Genomic DNA, 18,182 nt, shown 5'->3' on the forward strand with positions numbered 1-18,182 from the left:
ATCGCCCCCATCGCCATGGAAGAAGGTCTGCGTTTCGCTATCCGCGAAGGTGGTCGTACTGTGGGTGCCGGTGTGGTTGCCACGATCATTGCATAATTGATTTTGTAGGGGTATAGCTCAATTGGCAGAGCGTCGGTCTCCAAAACCGAAGGTTGTAGGTTCGATTCCTACTGCCCCTGCCACCTCTTAATGGTGGAATCAACAAGAGCCCGCCTTTGGCGGGCTTTTGTGTCTTGAAATTGCACATTTTTGTGCATTTGAAACAAAATATGGCCACTACTCAGGTTGAAACAGTCAGCTCTGCAGCTGACAAAGCAAAAATAGCCGCTGTTGCGGCTTTAGTTGTTGCTTCTATTGCTGGCTTTTATCTGTTGAGCAAGCAAGGCGCACTGGTGCAGTGGGCGACGTTGATTGTCGGCCTGGCTCTGGCTGCTGGCGTGTTTCTGATCTCTGAGCCGGGTAAGCGCTTCATTGGCTTTGCCCGTGATGCTTGGCGTGAGGTGAAGAAGGTGGTCTGGCCCACACGCAAGGAAACCATGCAGATGACTCTGTATGTCTTTGCCTTCGTGGTGGTGATGGCCTTGTTCTTGTGGTTCACCGATAAGACGCTTGAATGGGTCTTGTACGACTTGATTTTGGGCTGGAGGAAGTAATGGCTGATGCAGTCGAAACAGATGTGAATGGTGGAACGGCGGGACCCGCCAACCCCGATCTGCGCTGGTATATCGTCCATGCCTATTCGGGTATGGAGAAGGCTGTCGAGCGCAATATTGCCGAGCGTATTGCGCGCTCGGACATGCAGTCCAAGTTTGGCCGCATCCTGGTGCCTTCTGAAGAAGTTGTGGAAATGCGCAACGGCACCCGTCGCACGACAGAGCGCCGTCTGTTCCCCGGTTATGTGTTCGTCGAAATGGTGATGGATGACGATACATGGCACCTGGTGAAGCACACCAGCAAGGTGACCGGTTTCGTTGGTGGCGCCAAGAATCGTCCTGCTCCCATCTCCGAGGAAGAAGTTCGCAAGATCGTCGACCAGATGCAGGAAGGCACCGAGAAGCCTCGCCACAAGGTCGAGTTCATGGTTGGCGAAATGGTCCGTGTCAAGGAAGGTCCTTTCGCAGACTTCAACGGCTCCGTCGAGGAAGTCAACTACGAAAAGAACCGTCTGCGTGTGTCGGTCACCATCTTTGGCCGCGCAACTCCTGTGGAATTGGAATTCTCTCAAGTTGAGAAAACTTGAGATTCGCAATAGAATCAAGGGCTTCGCATTTTTTGACTCGATGCGAAGCTTTTTTGTAGAGTCAGCAACCTCGGGGAGCTGCTTGTACGCATTGCAAGTGGCGCTATACCCGTAAGGAGCTCAACATGGCGAAAAAAATCGTCGGCTTCATCAAGCTGCAAGTGCCAGCTGGTAAGGCCAATCCTTCTCCTCCCATCGGTCCTGCGCTGGGTCAGCGCGGCCTCAACATCATGGAATTCTGCAAGGCGTTCAACGCCCAGACCCAAGGTGTCGAGCCCGGCCTGCCTCTGCCCGTGGTGATCACGGCTTTTGCTGACAAGAGCTTCACGTTCGTCATCAAGACTCCTCCCGCAACCGTTCTGATCAAGAAGGCTGTGAAGCTGGACAAGGGTTCTTCCAATCCTCTGAAGAACAAGGTCGGCAAGATCACACGTGCTCAGCTGGAAGAAATCGCCAAGACCAAGCTGAAGGACATGAACGCCGCTGACGTTGACGCTGCTGTGCGTACGCTGGCTGGTTCTGCCCGTTCGATGGGCGTGATCGTGGAGGGTGTGTAAATGGCCAAGTTGACCAAGAAGCAAAAAGCTCTCCAGGGCAAGGTTGATTCCAACAAGCTGTACTCTTTCGCTGACGCCGTGGCGCTGGTGAAGGAAGCTGCAACTGCCAAGTTCGATGAATCCATCGACGTGGCCGTGCAACTGGGCGTGGATGCCAAGAAGTCGGACCAAGTGGTGCGTGGCGCCGTGGTTCTGCCTCACGGTACCGGCAAGACTGCTCGCGTGGCTGTGTTCGCACAAGGCGCCAAGGCTGAAGAAGCCAAGGCCGCCGGCGCTGACGTGGTCGGTATGGACGACCTGGCTGCTCAAGTCAAGGCCGGTGACATGCCCTTCGACGTGGTGATCGCTGCTCCCGACGCTATGCGCGTTGTGGGTCAGCTGGGTCAGATCCTGGGCCCCCGCGGCCTGATGCCTAACCCCAAGGTTGGCACCGTGACTCCTGACGTCGCTACGGCCGTGAAGAACGCCAAGGCTGGTCAAGTGCAGTTCCGCGTGGACAAGGCCGGTATCGTGCACGGCACGATCGGTCGCCGCTCGTTCGACGCCGACAAGCTGCAGGGTAACCTGGCTGCTCTGATCGATGCGCTGAACAAGGCCAAGCCTGCTTCCAGCAAGGGGCAGTACCTGCGCAAGGTGGCGGTGTCGTCGACCATGGGTGTGGGCGTTCGCGTCGATACACAATCCATCTCGGCGTAATTGCTAGAAATCGTCAGATGAGCCTGGCTCATCTGGTGTGGTGGGCTGCGGGAGTTGTTGCTCCTGCAGGTCATCCAAGACCGTTGGTGTGATTTGATCACTTAATCACGAAGGCCAACGCAGATGGCGATCCCGCTGCAGATGGAAATTTTTCCTAAACAGTTGGTCGCTGCAACAAGAGCGTGTATGCAGGGCTTGCCTTGTATATACATTTGAAGGAGTAGACCTTGAGTCTGAATCGCAGTGAGAAAGAAGCGGTCATTTCCGAAGTGACCAGCCTCGCCGCTAAAGCTCAAACGCTTGTGATCGCGGAATACCGTGGCATCACGGTCGCCGACATGACCAAACTGCGTGCCGATGCTCGCAGCAAGGGTGTGAGCCTGAGCGTGTTGAAGAACACCCTGGCCCGCCGTGCTGTTGCCGGTAGCGCGTTTGACGTGGTGGCTGACCAGATGACTGGTCCCCTGATCTATGGCTTCTCTGAAGACGCAGTGGCTGCCGCCAAGGTGGTGGCCGACTTCGCGAAGACCAACGACAAGTTGGTGATTCGCGGTGGTGCGTTTGCAGGTAAGGCCCTGGACGTCGACGGCGTTAAGCAACTGGCAAACATCCCCTCTAAGGAAGTACTGCTCGCACAACTGTGCGGCTTGCTCATGTCGCCTATCTCGCGTACAGCCGTTGTGCTGGGCGCTCTGGCGGCCAAGAAGGGCGAAGGCTCTGCCGAAGCGGCAGCCGAACCAGCCGCAGCCTGAGTGCTCGGCAAAACCAACCAATTTTAGGAAATCAAAATGGCATTCGATAAAGACGCATTCCTGACCGCCCTGGACAGCATGACTGTTCTGGAACTGAACGACCTGGTCAAGGCTATTGAAGAGAAGTTTGGCGTGTCCGCCGCTGCTATGGCTGCTCCCGCTGCTGGCGGCGCTGCTGGCGGCGCTGCTGCTGCTGAAGAAAAGACCGACTTCGACGTCGTTCTGACTGAAGCTGGCGCCAACAAGGTGTCCGTGATTAAGGCTGTGCGCGAAATCACTGGCCTGGGTCTGAAGGAAGCCAAGGATCTGGTCGACGGCGCTCCCAAGACTGTGAAGGAAGCCGCTCCCAAGGCTGACGCTGAAGCCGCTGTGAAGAAGCTGGTGGAAGCCGGTGCTAAGGCTGAACTGAAGTAATTCAGTGAAATCAAGGGCTGGAGACTCGTAAAAGGGTCTCCAGCCTTTGGCGCTTGTGGAACGCGCTGAAAGAACACACCAGAAAGCAGGTTTCCTAGGGAGTCTGCTTTTTAGTGTCTTCTGACAATCCGACAGCAGAAGATGCCTTGGTTCGGGCGATGTGCAACGCATCGCCGTCAGCCATGGTTGGTAGTGGCCAACCGCCAAGCCCGCAGGAGAACCCTGTGGGGCAGTCGTCGCAGACCCAGGACTCATGTCTTTGCCCGGAGATCTCATGGCCTATTCTTATACCGAACGCAAGCGAATCCGCAAAAGCTTCGGGAGCCGCGATAGCGTGCTCGAAGTGCCTTATCTGCTGCAGATGCAAAAAGATGCCTATACAGCATTCCTGCAGGCAGATGTAGCCCCCAAAAAACGTACCATTGATGGCCTGCAAGCGGCCTTCAATTCCGCCTTCCCCATCGTCTCCCACAATGGTTTTGTGGAGATGAAGTTTGTCGAGTACAACCTCGCCAAGCCCGCTTTCGACGTGCGTGAATGCCAGACCCGTGGTCTGACCTTCGCCTCCGCTGTCCGCGCCAAGGTTCAACTGATCATCTATGACCGCGAGTCCTCCACGGCTCAGTCCAAGGTGGTCAAGGAAGTGAAGGAACAAGAGGTCTACATGGGCGAAGTGCCCCTGATGACCGACAAGGGTTCGTTCATCATCAACGGTACCGAGCGCGTGATCGTGTCTCAGCTGCACCGTTCGCCTGGCGTGTTCTTCGAACACGACAAGGGCAAGACCCATAGCTCGGGCAAGCTGCTCTTCTCGGCTCGTATCATTCCTTACCGCGGCTCGTGGCTGGACTTCGAGTTCGACCCCAAGGATCTGCTGTACTTCCGCGTCGACCGTCGCCGCAAGATGCCTGTGTCGATCCTGCTGAAGGCCATCGGCATGACGCCCGAGACCATCCTGGCGACGTTCTTCGTGAACGACAACTTCCGCCTGATGGACAGCGGTGCCCAGATGGAATTCGTGGCCGATCGCCTGAAGGGCGAAGTCGCGCGTTTCGACATCACCGACAAGTCCGGCAAGGTCGTGGTCGCCAAGGACAAGCGCATCACCGCTCGCCACACCCGCGAGCTGGAGCAGTCCGGCACCAAGTTCGTCAGCGTGCCTGAAGACTTCCTGCTGGGTCGTGTGCTGGCCAAGAACATCGTTGATCCCGACACCGGTGAAATCATCGCCAAGGCCAACGAAGAACTGACCGAAGCCCTGCTCAAGAAGCTGCGCAGCGCCGGTGTGCAGGACGTTCAGTGCATCTACACCAATGAACTGGACCAAGGCGCCTACATCTCGCAGACCCTGCGCACCGATGAAACCGTGGACGAGTTCGCTGCCCGCGTTGCCATCTACCGCATGATGCGCCCTGGCGAGCCTCCTACCGAGGACGCCGTGCAGGCCCTGTTCCAGCGCCTGTTCTACAACGCCGACACCTATGATCTGTCGCGCGTGGGCCGTATGAAGTTCAACGCCAAGATCGGCCGCGAAGGCGCGACCGGTCCCATGGTGCTGTCCAACGAAGACATCCTGGCTGTGGTCAAGATTCTGGTGGACCTGCGCAATGGCCGTGGCGAAGTCGACGATATCGACCACCTGGGCAACCGCCGTGTGCGTTGCGTGGGCGAACTGGCCGAAAACCAGTACCGCACCGGTCTGGCTCGTATCGAAAAGGCTGTGAAGGAACGTCTGGGTCAGGCCGAGCAAGAGCCTCTGATGCCTCACGACCTGATCAACTCCAAGCCCATCTCTGCGGCCCTGAAGGAGTTCTTCGGTGCCTCGCAGCTGTCGCAGTTCATGGACCAGACCAACCCTCTGGCAGAAATCACGCACAAGCGTCGTGTTTCCGCCCTGGGCCCGGGCGGTCTGACCCGCGAACGTGCCGGCTTTGAAGTGCGTGACGTGCACGTGACCCACTACGGTCGCGTCTGCCCTATCGAAACGCCTGAAGGTCCCAACATCGGTCTGATCAACTCGCTGGCTCTGTACGCCCGCCTGAACGAGTACGGTTTCATCGAAACACCGTACCGTCGCGTGGTGGACGGCAAGGTGACGATGGACATCGACTACCTGTCGGCCATCGAAGAAGGCAAGTACGTGATCGCCCAGGCCAACGCCGATCTGGATGCCGCAGGCAATCTGGTGGGCGAGCTGGTGTCGGCCCGTGAAGCCGGTGAATCGACCCTGGTGTCGGCCGAGCGCGTGCAATACATGGACGTGTCGCCTGCGCAGATCGTGTCCGTGGCTGCTTCGCTGATTCCCTTCCTGGAACACGACGACGCGAACCGTGCCTTGATGGGCGCCAACATGTCGCGTCAGGCCGTGCCTGTGCTGCGTCCTGAAAAGCCCATGGTCGGTACCGGCATCGAGCGCGTTGCCGCCGTGGACTCCGGCACCGTGGTCACCGCCAAGCGCGGCGGTATCGTGGACTATGTCGACGCGACCCGCATCGTGATCCGTGTGAACGACGACGAAGCCGTGGCCGGTGAAGTCGGCGTGGACATCTACAACCTGATCAAGTATCAGCGTTCCAACCAGAACACCAACATCCACCAGCGCCCCATCGTCAGCCGTGGCGACAAGCTGGCCAAGGGTGATGTGCTGGCGGACGGCGCTTCGACCGACCTCGGCGAAATCGCCATCGGCCAGAACATGCTGATCGCGTTCATGCCCTGGAACGGCTACAACTACGAAGACTCGGTGATGATCAACGAGCGCATCGTGGCTGACGATCGCTACACCTCGATCCACATCGAAGAGCTGGTGGTGATGGCTCGCGACACCAAGCTGGGTGCCGAAGAAATCACACGCGACATCCCCAATCTGTCCGAGCAGCAACTGAACCGCCTGGACGAGTCCGGCATCATCTACGTGGGCGCCGAAGTGCAACCCGGCGACGTGCTGGTGGGCAAGGTCACCCCCAAGGGCGAGACCACGCTGACGCCTGAAGAGAAGCTGCTGCGCGCCATCTTCGGCGAGAAGGCTTCCGACGTGAAGGACACTTCTCTGCGTGTGGATCAGGGCTCGCAAGGCACCGTGATCGACGTGCAGGTGTTCACGCGTGAAGGCATCCAGCGCGACAAGCGCGCCCAGCAGATCATCGACGATGAACTCAAGCGCTTCCGCCTGGACCTGAACGACCAGCTGCGCATTGTGGAAGCCGACGCTTTCGACCGTATCGAGAAGCTGCTGACCGGCCGCGTGGCCAACGGTGGTCCTCAGAAACTGTCCAAGGGCGCCAAGATCGACAAGGCCTATCTGGACGGCGTGGAGAAGTTCCACTGGTTCGACATTCGTCCTGCCGAAGACGATGTGGCCGCTCAGCTGGAGTCCATCAAGAACTCCATCGAGCAGCAGCGTCACACCTTCGACCTGGCGTTCGAAGAAAAGCGCAAGAAGCTCACCCAGGGCGACGAACTGCCTGCCGGCGTGCTGAAGATGGTCAAGGTCTACCTGGCCGTCAAGCGTCGTCTGCAGCCTGGTGACAAGATGGCCGGCCGTCACGGTAACAAGGGTGTGGTCTCCAAGATCACTCCTGTGGAAGACATGCCTTTCCTGGCTGATGGCTCCACTGCCGACATCGTGCTGAACCCGCTGGGCGTGCCTTCGCGTATGAACATCGGTCAGGTGCTGGAAGTGCACTTGGGCTGGGCCGGCAAGGGTCTGGGCCAGCGCATCGGCGACATGCTGCAAAAGGAAGCCCGTGCTGCTGAAGTGCGCGCCTTCCTGGAAGAGATCTACAACCGCAGCGGTCGCAAGGAAGAGCTGTCTCAGTTGGACGATGGCGAAGTCATGTCCATGGCCAAGGAACTGACCACGGGCGTGCCATTCGCAACGCCGGTGTTCGACGGTGCTTCCGAAGCCGAAATCAAGGACATGCTGAAGCTGGCCTACCCTGACGACATCGCTGCCGCCAAGGGTCTGACCGAGACACGCACTCAGGCTTATCTGTATGACGGCCGCACCGGCGAGCGCTTCGAGCGTCCGACCACCGTGGGCTATATGCACTACCTGAAGCTGCACCACTTGGTCGACGACAAGATGCATGCCCGCTCCACCGGTCCTTACTCGCTGGTGACGCAACAGCCTCTGGGCGGTAAGGCCCAGTTCGGTGGTCAGCGTTTCGGTGAAATGGAAGTGTGGGCGCTGGAAGCTTACGGCGCCGCCTACGTGCTGCAGGAAATGCTGACCGTGAAGTCCGACGACGTGGTCGGTCGTACCAAGGTGTACGAGTCCATCGTCAAGGGCGAGCACTCGATCGAAGCGGGCATGCCCGAATCGTTCAACGTGCTGGTCAAGGAAATCCGCTCTCTGGGCTTGGACATCGAGCTCGAACGTTCTTAAGCCCTATTAAACAGAGAGCTGCAACCGCTTTAAAACAAAGGATTTGCGCTTGGTTCGTTGCTGAAACCAAGGCAAATCCAGCGGTGGCTGCAATGATTTTTGACGAAAAGGAAAGAGTTACATGAAATCGCTACTCGACCTGTTCAAGCAATTTACGCCTGATGAGCATTTCGATGCCATCAAGATCGGCCTGGCCTCGCCCGAGAAGATCCGTTCCTGGTCTTTCGGTGAAGTGAAGAAGCCTGAAACGATCAACTACCGTACTTTCAAGCCCGAGCGTGATGGTCTGTTCTGCGCCAAGATCTTTGGCCCGATCAAGGACTACGAATGCCTGTGCGGCAAGTACAAGCGCCTCAAGCACCGCGGTGTGATCTGCGAGAAGTGCGGCGTTGAAGTCACACAGACCAAGGTGCGTCGCGAACGCATGGGTCACATCGACCTGGCCGCGCCCTGCGCCCACATCTGGTTCCTGAAGTCCCTGCCTTCGCGCCTGGGCCTGGTGCTGGACATGACGCTGCGCGACATCGAGCGCGTGCTGTACTTCGAAGCCTATGTGGTGACCGACCCCGGCATGACTCCGCTGAAGAAGTTCAGCATCATGACCGAGGACGACTACGACGCCAAGCAACTCGAGTACGGCTACGATGAGTTCACCGCCAAGATGGGCGCTGAAGGCATCAAGGACCTGCTCGAAGGCATCGACATCGACGTCGAGATCGAGCGCCTGCGCAACGATCTGACCGGCTCCGAAGTCAAGGTCAAGAAGAACGCCAAGCGCCTGAAGCTGCTGGAAGCGTTCAAGAAGTCCGGCATCAAGCCCGAGTGGATGGTGATGGAAGTGCTGCCCGTGCTGCCTCCCGATCTGCGTCCTCTGGTGCCTCTGGACGGTGGCCGTTTCGCCACTTCCGACCTGAACGACCTGTACCGCCGCGTCATCAACCGCAACTCGCGTCTGCGTCGTCTGCTCGAGCTCAAGGCTCCTGAAATCATCGCGCGCAACGAAAAGCGCATGCTGCAGGAAGCAGTGGACTCGCTGCTGGACAACGGCCGTCGCGGCAAGGCCATGACGGGCGCAAACAAGCGTGCCCTGAAGTCTCTGGCCGACATGATCAAGGGCAAGAGCGGTCGTTTCCGTCAGAACTTGCTGGGCAAGCGCGTGGACTACTCCGGTCGTTCCGTGATTACCGTGGGTCCTTACCTCAAGCTGCATCAGTGCGGTCTGCCCAAGCTGATGGCGCTGGAGCTGTTCAAGCCCTTCATCTTCGCGCAGCTCGAGCAGCGCGGCATCGCCACGACCATCAAGGCGGCCAAGAAGGAAGTGGAAGCCGGTACGCCCGTGGTGTGGGACATCCTTGAAGAAGTCATCAAGGAACACCCCATCATGCTCAACCGTGCGCCTACGCTGCACCGTCTGGGTATCCAGGCTTTCGAGCCCATCCTGATCGAAGGCAAGGCCCTGCAACTGCACCCGCTGGTCTGCGCGGCCTTCAACGCCGACTTCGACGGTGACCAGATGGCTGTTCACGTGCCCCTGTCTGTGGAAGCGCAGATGGAAGCCCGCGTGCTGATGCTGGCCTCGAACAACGTGCTGTTCCCCGCTTCGGGCGAACCCTCCATCGTTCCTTCCCAGGACGTGGTGCTGGGTCTGTATCACGCCACGCGTGAAAAGATCAACGGCAAGGGCGAAGGCATGGTGTTTGCCGACCTGATGGAGCTGCAACGCGCTCTGGATGCCGGTGAGACCGAACTGCACGCCAAGATCAGCGTGCGCCTGACCGAGTGGAACAAGAACAAGGAAACCGGCGAATTCGAGCCCGTGACCTCGCTCGTGGAAACCACCGTGGGCCGTGCCCTGCTGTCTGAAATCCTGCCCAAGGGCCTGGCTTTCAGCAACATGAACAAGGCGCTGAAGAAGAAGGAAATCTCCAAGCTGATCAACGCCTCCTTCCGCAAGTGCGGTCTGAAGGCCACGGTCGTGTTTGCCGACAAGCTGCTGCAAAACGGTTTCCGTCTGTCCACGCACGCTGGTATCTCGATCTCCATCGACGACATGCTGGTGCCTCCGCAAAAGGCCGACATCCTGGCCCGCGCAGAGTCCGAAGTGAAGGAGATCGAGCAGCAGTACGTCTCAGGTCTGGTGACCTCCGGCGAGCGCTACAACAAGGTGGTGGACATCTGGGGCAAGGCCGGCGACGACGTGTCCAAGGTGATGATGGACCAGCTCAAGGTCCAGAAGACCACCGACCGTCACGGCAACGAAGTCGATCAGGAATCGTTCAACGCGATTTACATGATGGCTGACTCCGGCGCCCGCGGCTCCGCAGCGCAGATTCGTCAGCTGGCCGGTATGCGTGGTCTGATGGCCAAGCCTGACGGCTCGATTATTGAGACGCCTATCACCGCGAACTTCCGCGAAGGCCTCAACGTGCTGCAGTACTTCATCTCGACCCACGGTGCTCGTAAGGGTCTGGCCGACACGGCGCTGAAGACGGCTAACTCCGGTTACCTGACTCGTCGTCTGGTGGACGTGACGCAGGATCTGGTCGTGAACGAACAGGATTGCGGTACCTCCAACGGCTATCTGATGCGCGCCATCGTCGAAGGCGGTGAAGTGATCGAATCCCTGCGCGATCGCGTGCTGGGCCGTTCGACCGCCGAAGAAGTGCTGCACCCCGAAACCCGTGCCGTGCTGGTGCCTGCCGGTACCCTGCTCAACGAAGACACCATCGAAGAGCTGGAAGCTCAGGGCGTGGACGAAATCAAGGTGCGTACGGCTCTGACCTGCGAAACCCGTTTCGGCCTGTGCGCCACCTGCTACGGTCGCGACCTGGGTCGTGGCGGCCTGATCAACCTCGGCGAAGCCGTGGGTGTGATCGCTGCCCAGTCCATCGGTGAACCCGGCACGCAGCTGACCATGCGTACCTTCCACATCGGTGGTGCCGCTTCGCGCGCTGCCATCGCCTCGAGCGTGGAAGCCAAGTCCAATGGTGTCATCGGCTTCAACAGCACGATGCGCTATGTGTCCAACACCAAGGGCGAGCTGGTGGTGATTTCGCGTTCCGGCGAGATCGTGATCAGCGAAAACGGCCGCGAGCGCGAGCGTCACAAGGTGCCTTATGGCGCCGTGCTGACCATCAAGCCCGATGAAGCCATCAAGGCCGGCAAGATCCTGGCGAACTGGGACCCGCTGACCCGACCCATCATTACCGAATACGCCGGTCAAGTGCGTTTCGAGAATGTGGAAGAAGGTCTGACGGTGGCCAAGCAGGTCGACGAAGTGACCGGTCTGTCCACTCTGGTGGTGATCGATCCCAAGCGTCGTGGCTCCGCCAAGGTGGTGCGTCCCCAGGTCAAGCTGATCGACGCCAACAACCAGGAAGTCAAGATCCCTGGTACCGACCACGCCGTGACGATCGGCTTCCAGGTCGGCGCCCTGATTCAGGTGCGCGACGGCCAGGACGTGGGCCCCGGCGAAGTGCTGGCCCGTATCCCTGTGGAAGGTCAGAAGACCCGCGACATTACCGGCGGTCTGCCCCGTGTGGCCGAACTGTTCGAAGCCCGTACGCCCAAGGACAAGGGCACTCTGGCCGAGATGACCGGTACTGTGTCCTTCGGCAAGGAAACCAAGGGCAAGATCCGCCTGCAGATCACCGATCTGGAAGGCAAGGTCTGGGAAGAACTGGTGCCCAAGGAGCGCAACATTCTGGTCCACGAAGGCCAGGTGGTGAACAAGGGCGAGTCCATCGTTGACGGTCCTGCCGATCCTCAAGACATCCTGCGTCTGCTGGGTATCGAAGAGCTGTCGCGCTACATCGTGGACGAGGTGCAGGACGTTTACCGCCTGCAGGGTGTGAAGATCAACGACAAGCACATCGAAGTGATCGTGCGTCAGATGCTGCGTCGCGTGATCATCGAGAACTCTGGCGATACCACCTACATCCAGGGTGAACAGGTCGAGCGTTCCGAGGTGCTCAACACCAACGAACAGATGCAGAAGGAAGGCAAGCTGCCTGCCACGTACTCCAACGTGCTGCTGGGTATCACCAAGGCTTCGCTGTCGACCGACTCGTTCATCTCTGCGGCTTCCTTCCAGGAAACCACCCGTGTTCTGACCGAAGCTGCCATCATGGGCAAGCGCGACGAACTGCGTGGCCTGAAGGAAAACGTGATCGTGGGTCGCCTGATCCCCGCCGGTACCGGTCTGGCCTATCACCAGGCTCGCAAGGCCAAGGACGAGATGGACGATGCCGAGCGTCGTGCCATCGCCGAAGCCGAAGAAGCCGAGCTGGCCGGTGTGCTGGCTGATGACGTCGAAGCACCTGCTGGCGACGCCTCTGCCGACTAAGCATGGCATTGAGCCGCGGCCGGCAACGGCTGCGGTTCGCTGCTGATGCACCGCGCTCCCGCTCTGCCTTGTGCAGACGGGAGCGTATTTCATTGATCAAGACACGATTTGCGCAAGTTCGGATCAGGCATGGCGCTTTTTCGATGAACATGCCCGCTGCGCCTTCCTGTCTGCCTCAGTTTTCCAAGTTTTTCAGGTCTGCTCTTCATGACTTCCAAGCCTTCCCAACCCAAGAACGCCGCGGCTGGCGCTGCTGTGCCCAACGCTCCTGCCCTGTGGCAACAGCTGGATGCAGTGGCCAAGGCCTTGCACGGCATCCTGGGTGGCCAGTCCAGCAAGGCTGTGCTGGCACAGGTGCCGCAGCGCTTGCGTCCGGGAGTGCAGGCCTTGCTGTTCCAGGTGCTGCGCAATCTGGGGCGTGCCCAGGCGCTGCAAAGGCAGCTGGTGTCGCGGGCTCCCGCGCCCAAGGTCAGCGCCTTGCTGAGCACGGCGCTGGCTCTGGCCTGGGATGAGGCGCAAGCCCCTTACCCGCCCTTCACCCTGGTCAACCAGGCCGTGGAAGCCGCCAAGAATGGCGCGGCACGCGCGCAGTCCGGCTTCATCAACGCCTGCCTGCGCCGCTTTCTGCGCGAACGCGATGCGCTGGTGAGCGCCACCGACAACGATCCCGTGGCCGTCTGGAATCACCCCGCCTGGTGGATTGCCCGGCTCAAGAAAGACCATCCCCAGGATTGGCAGGCCATTCTGACGGCCAACAATGCCCTGCCGCCCATGACGCTGCGCGTGAATGCACAGAAAAGCACTGCAGCCCAGTATCAGGATGCGCTGCAGGCGATGAACCTGAAGGCGACGGCCGTCGCCGAGTGCGGGCTTCAGCTGGAGCAGGCCGTGCCCGTGCAGGAGCTGCCGCATTTTGAAGAGGGCTGGGCCTCGGTGCAGGATGCTGCCGCGCAGGCCGCTGCCCCGCTGCTGCTGGCCGGCTTGTCCCAGCCCCAGGGGCGCCCGCTGCGCGTGCTGGATGCCTGTGCCGCGCCCGGTGGCAAGACCGCCCATCTGCTCGAACGTGCCGCGCCCGGCAGCATCGAAGTCACGGCTCTGGAGATCGACCCCGAGCGGGCACGCCGCATCGATGAAACCCTGTCGCGCCTTGGTTTGAAGGCCAAGGTGCTGGTGGCCGATGCGTCCGCGCCAAAGGACTGGTTCGAATCGCAATGTGGTGGTCAACCCTTCGACGCGATCTTGCTCGATGCGCCCTGCACGGCATCGGGCATTGTGCGTCGCCAGCCAGATGTGCGCTGGCTGCGCCGTGAAAGCGATGTGGCCCAGCTGGCAGACATACAGTCCAGGCTGCTGGACACCTTGTGGCCGCTGCTACAGCCCGGCGGGCGCATGGTCTATTGCACCTGCTCGGTCTTCAAGGCCGAGGGCGATGCCCAGATGCAAGCGTTTCTTGCACGCAACACTACGGCGGCCAGCTTGCCTGCTGCAGGCCATTTAATTCCCGGCAAAGCAGCCAAACACGATTCCGTGTCCGACAATCCCCTGGGTGACCACGACGGCTTTTTTTACGCTCTGCTGGAAAAATTGCGCTAACGCTGTAGCGGGGGCCTTGCGGCGTGTGGCCCGTGCAGCTTCGCTGGTGCTGGCGCTATCCCTGGTATTCGTGCTGGCCCGAGCCGATACCGTGTCGCCGGACATCAGCTCCATGCAGCTCACGCGCACCGAGGAAGGCGTGTTTCTCTCGGCCAATCTGCAGTTCGAGCTGCCCGGTCAGGTGGAAGACGCCCTGCGCCAGGGCATTCCCATGTATTTCATTGCCGAAGCCCAGGTGCAGCGCGAGCGCTGGTACTGGTCCGATCAGCAATTGGGTATTGCCACCCGTTACTACCGCATCACGCACCAGCCGCTCACCAAGCGCTGGCGCCTGCATATCTCCAACTCCGCCTTCACCGGCGGCAGCGGCACCGGGCTGGCGCTGGGCCAGACCTATGAGCAGCTCGAGGATGCCATTGCCGCCATTCAGCGCATCTACCGCTGGAAGATTCTGGAGCCCGCCCAGCTCGGCTCCACTTCGGGCGTGTCGGTGCAGCTGCGCTTTCGCGTAGATCTGTCGTCCCTGCCCAGGCCTTTGCAGATCGGTGCGCTGGGGCGCTCGGGCTGGAATCTGCAGATGACGCGCACGCAGACCCTGGAGGCCGCTCCCTGATGGCAGACATCAAGCTCCCGGACGGTGAAGCTGGCGGCACCTCTGCAGCACGCTGGTCGCGCGCCACGCGCTGGGCCGTCGGCACGGGCGTGGTGCTGATGGTGGTGGTGGGGGTGCTGCTGCTGTTCCTGCTGACCTTGGCCACCAACAACCGGCTGGCCTACGAGCGCAACTACAACTGGCTGTTTGCCGCGAATGTGGTGGTGGCCGGATTGCTGCTGCTGGTACTGTTCTGGGGCGGGGTGCGCCTGGCGCTGAGGCTCAGGCGCGGGCGTTTCGGCAGCAAGCTGCTGCTCAAGCTGGCAGGCATCTTCACCCTGGTGGGCTTGCTGCCGGGCTTGCTGATCTATGTGGTGTCCTACCAGTTCGTCTCACGCTCCATCGAGAGCTGGTTCGACGTCAAGGTCGAAGGGGCGCTGTCCGCCGGTGTGAGCCTGGCCAGCGCCACGCTGGATACGGTGGCCAATGACATGGCCAACAACACGCGCACCGCAGGCCTGCAGCTGTCTCAGACCTCGGATGCCGGGGCCGCGCTGATGCTGGAGCGCATCCGCGATCAGATCGGCGCCACCGATGTGGTGCTCTGGAATGCCTCGGGCAAGGCTATCGCCAGCGCCGGCCAGTCTCTGTTCAGCCTCGCACCCGAGCGGCCCAACACCCAACTGCTGCGCAGCCTGAAGGAGCAGGGTGGCCAGCGCGCCGTGTCCAGCATCGAAGGTCTGGATGACGCCGGCGATGTGCCTGCCGAGCAGGCCGCCGCCAATGCCAAGGTGCGCACGCTGGCGCTGGTACCCAGCTCGGCCGTGAATCTGCTCGAAGAAGCGCGTTATCTGCAGGCCACGATTCCCTTGCCTCAGGCCCTGGTCATCAATGCCCTGGCCGTGCAGGAGGCCAATCGCGAGTACCAGGAGCGAGCGCTTGCTCGTGGCGGGCTGCAGCGCATGTATATCGGCACATTGACGCTGGCGCTGTTTCTGGCCGTGTTTGGCGCCGTGGTGCTGGCCGTGGTGCTGGGCAACCAACTGGCCAAGCCGCTGCTGCTGCTGGCCCAGGGCATGCGTGATGTGGCGCGTGGCGATCTGCGCCCCAAGCCCGCGCTGCAGAGCAAGGACGAGATCGGCGGGCTGACGCGCTCCTTTGCCGTCATGACCCAGCAACTGGCCGATGCGCGCTCCGATGCCAACCGCAATCTGCTGCAGCTCGATGCAGCACGCAGCAATCTGCAGACCATTCTGGACAACCTCACATCGGGCGTCATCGTGCTCGATCGTGCCGGTCGCATCGTGCTCAGCAACCCCGGCGCGACACGCATTCTGCGTGCGCCCATGGCGGTGTTTCAGGGCAAGCGACTGCGCGATGTTTCGGGCCTGCAGGACTTTGCCCGTGTGGTGCAGGAGCAGTTCGAGATCTTCCTGGGCGATGCTTCGGCCCAGCAGGGGCGGGACCGCTGGCAGCAGGTCTATGAGCTGGACGCCGGCAACGGCAACGGCGATGTGGTGCACAACACCACCAGTCTGGTCATGCGTGGTGCGGAGCTGCCCGACGACCAGCGCCTGCTGGTGTTCGATGATATTTCGGAGATCGTCTCGGCGCAGCGTGCACAGGCCTGGGGCGAGGTGGCACGCCGCGTTGCGCATGAAATCAAGAATCCGCTGACGCCGATTCAGCTGTCTGCCGAGCGTCTGGCCATGAAGCTGACCGACAAGCTGCAGCCTACCGAGCAGGCGCTGCTAGCCAAGTCGGTGAAGACCATTGTCGATCAGGTGGCTGCGATGAAACGCCTGGTCGATGAGTTCCGCGAGTACGCACGCTTGCCGGCGGCCAATCTGCAGCCGCTGGATCTGAATGCTCTGGTCGCCGAGGTGCTGCAGCTCTATGGCGAGGAGAATGCGACGGTGCGCGTGGAGGCATCCCTGGACGAAGCCTGCCCGCCCATCCAGGGCGATAGCCAGCAATTGCGCCAGGTCATCCACAATCTTTTGCAAAATGCGCAAGATTCCACGGCGCAAAGAGCGCAGGAAACAGGGCAGACTCCGGGCTCCGTCACCATCGAAACCCGCTGGATGGACACGGCCCAGCGTGTGCGCCTGAGCATCAGCGACAGTGGCACAGGTTTTGCTCCCAATATTCTGCAAAGAGCTTTCGAGCCCTATGTGACCACCAAGTCCCGCGGCACCGGCCTGGGCCTTGCGGTGGTCAAAAAAATAGCCGACGAGCATGGCGCAAGAGTGGACCTGGGTAATCGAGAGGAAGACGGGGTAGTTCAAGGCGCGCGAGTGTCGCTATCATTTGTACCTAACGACCGTGCTGGGACGGCTTGATCCCGTTCAGCACAAGGCATAGCAACAGGCTTTAGACACATGGCAAACATACTAGTGGTCGACGACGAACTGGGGATCCGGGATTTGTTGTCGGAAATCCTCAACGACGAAGGTCATAGTGTGGACGTGGCAGAGAACGCCACGCAGGCACGCGTATCCAGGGCTACCAACAACTACGATCTGGTGCTGCTGGACATCTGGATGCCGGACACCGACGGCGTCACCTTGCTCAAGGAATGGGCCACGGCCGGCCAGCTCACCATGCCCGTCATCATGATGAGCGGTCATGCGACCATCGAGACGGCCGTCGAGGCAACGCGCATCGGCGCGCTGTCCTTCCTCGAAAAGCCCATCACCATGCAGAAGCTGCTCAAGGCAGTGGAGCAGGGGCTGGCGCGCAGCACGGCCAGCCAGGGCTCTGAAACCGCATCGCATGCCAGCAGCGGCACGGCGCCATCGGCCGTGGTCAGCATCACGGCGCAGGCGGCGGAAGACAATCTGCCCAATTCGCACCAGGGCTTCGATCTCGACCGCCCCCTGCGCGAGGCGCGAGACGGCTTTGAAAAAGCCTATTTCGAATTCCACCTGGCCCGCGAAGGCGGCTCCATGACGCGTGTGGCCGAGAAGACCGGCCTGGAGCGCACCCATCTGTACCGAAAGCTGCGCCAACTGGGTGTGGACCTCGGACGCAATCGCCGCGGATAATTTTCAAAAAAATCGCAGTTTTCGATTTGGGGTCGAAAAGTGTGCCTATAATCGTGGCTTCGGCACTCAAGAGTGTTGATAAGGGCCCGGTAGCTCAGTCGGTAGAGCAGAGGATTGAAAATCCTTGTGTCGGCGGTTCGATTCCGTCCCAGGCCACCAGATTCAAAGCCCTGGATCAGCAATGATTCAGGGCTTTTCTGCATCTGGATCTGATCCGTGTCCGGAGGCATTTGCAGACCGGCGAGTGCTGCGATCTGGAATGCCCAGGCGGGGCGGGATGCGGAAAAATATGCCTATAATCGCTGCTTCAGCACATTCAAGTTGCTGGACAGCAAAGGCCCGGTAGCTCAGTCGGTAGAGCAGAGGATTGAAAATCCTTGTGTCGGCGGTTCGATTCCGTCCCAGGCCACCAAATATGAAGCCCCAGATCAGCAATGATCTGGGGCTTTTCTCATTGTCACCTCGAATATCTGCAAGCCCAGAGCGGAAGTCTGGGCCATGGGCAGCAAAAAGCAGAGCGGCTTGCGCTTGCTTTGGCTCGATTTCAAGGTGTTTCAGC

The 18,182-nt window shown here is 60.2% G+C and carries 13 protein-coding genes and 3 tRNA genes; all 16 read left to right on the top strand.

From position 1 onward, the window contains the following. Positions 1–96 (top strand): EF-Tu C-terminal domain-related protein (locus tag ACLBXN_RS21470; protein ID WP_447613590.1); only part of this gene is annotated, 96 nt, incomplete at its 5' end. Positions 97–106: 10 nt separating this feature from the next. Continuing rightward, positions 107–182, top strand: a tRNA-Trp gene (locus tag ACLBXN_RS21475). Between the two features lie 87 nt (positions 183–269). After that, positions 270–653, top strand: a complete 384-nt coding sequence (gene secE / locus ACLBXN_RS21480; RefSeq protein ID WP_003059341.1) for a preprotein translocase subunit SecE — start codon at positions 270–272, stop codon at positions 651–653. Next, positions 653–1,240, top strand: coding sequence for a transcription termination/antitermination protein NusG (gene nusG / locus ACLBXN_RS21485; RefSeq protein WP_003059340.1), 588 nt, complete (start codon positions 653–655; stop codon positions 1,238–1,240). The genes secE and nusG overlap by 1 nt, the downstream gene beginning before the upstream one ends. Positions 1,241–1,365: 125 nt before the next feature. Next, entirely contained in the window at positions 1,366–1,797 is a 432-nt protein-coding gene (gene rplK / locus ACLBXN_RS21490; protein WP_003059339.1) for a 50S ribosomal protein L11, read from the top strand. Next, positions 1,798–2,493, top strand: coding sequence for a 50S ribosomal protein L1 (gene rplA, locus ACLBXN_RS21495; protein ID WP_043006654.1), 696 nt, complete (start codon positions 1,798–1,800; stop codon positions 2,491–2,493). A gap of 227 nt (positions 2,494–2,720) precedes the next feature. Then, the gene (gene rplJ / locus ACLBXN_RS21500) at positions 2,721–3,245 is read left to right on the top strand and encodes a 50S ribosomal protein L10 (RefSeq protein WP_043006656.1); all 525 of its coding nucleotides are present in this window, start codon (positions 2,721–2,723) and stop codon (positions 3,243–3,245) included. Between the two features lie 36 nt (positions 3,246–3,281). Continuing rightward, complete coding sequence (gene rplL / locus ACLBXN_RS21505; protein ID WP_043006658.1) at positions 3,282–3,659, top strand: 50S ribosomal protein L7/L12; 378 nt, start codon at positions 3,282–3,284, stop codon at positions 3,657–3,659. Between the two features lie 274 nt (positions 3,660–3,933). Next, complete coding sequence (gene rpoB / locus ACLBXN_RS21510) at positions 3,934–8,046, top strand: DNA-directed RNA polymerase subunit beta (protein ID WP_003059330.1); 4,113 nt, start codon at positions 3,934–3,936, stop codon at positions 8,044–8,046. Positions 8,047–8,167: 121 nt separating this feature from the next. Continuing rightward, positions 8,168–12,391, top strand: coding sequence for a DNA-directed RNA polymerase subunit beta' (gene rpoC, locus ACLBXN_RS21515; RefSeq protein ID WP_003065685.1), 4,224 nt, complete (start codon positions 8,168–8,170; stop codon positions 12,389–12,391). 207 nt (positions 12,392–12,598) lie between these two features. Then, a complete protein-coding gene (rsmB, locus tag ACLBXN_RS21520; protein WP_447613509.1) occupies positions 12,599–13,984 on the top strand; it encodes a 16S rRNA (cytosine(967)-C(5))-methyltransferase RsmB in 1,386 nt (461 codons plus the stop codon). A gap of 43 nt (positions 13,985–14,027) precedes the next feature. Then, positions 14,028–14,597, top strand: a complete 570-nt coding sequence (locus ACLBXN_RS21525) for a DUF4390 domain-containing protein (protein ID WP_447613591.1) — start codon at positions 14,028–14,030, stop codon at positions 14,595–14,597. Beyond that, positions 14,597–16,918 carry a sensor histidine kinase gene (locus ACLBXN_RS21530; RefSeq protein WP_407714890.1) on the top strand — a complete coding sequence of 774 codons (2,322 nt, stop codon included), beginning with the start codon at positions 14,597–14,599 and terminating at the stop codon, positions 16,916–16,918. The genes ACLBXN_RS21525 and ACLBXN_RS21530 overlap by 1 nt, the downstream gene beginning before the upstream one ends. A gap of 39 nt (positions 16,919–16,957) precedes the next feature. Continuing rightward, complete coding sequence (locus ACLBXN_RS21535; protein WP_043006666.1) at positions 16,958–17,623, top strand: response regulator; 666 nt, start codon at positions 16,958–16,960, stop codon at positions 17,621–17,623. An 83-nt stretch (positions 17,624–17,706) separates the two neighbouring features. Beyond that, positions 17,707–17,782, top strand: a tRNA-Phe gene (locus ACLBXN_RS21540). Between the two features lie 177 nt (positions 17,783–17,959). After that, positions 17,960–18,035, top strand: a tRNA-Phe gene (locus ACLBXN_RS21545). The last annotated feature ends 147 nt before the right edge of the window (positions 18,036–18,182 follow it).

Source organism: Comamonas sp. C24C (genome assembly GCF_053345995.1).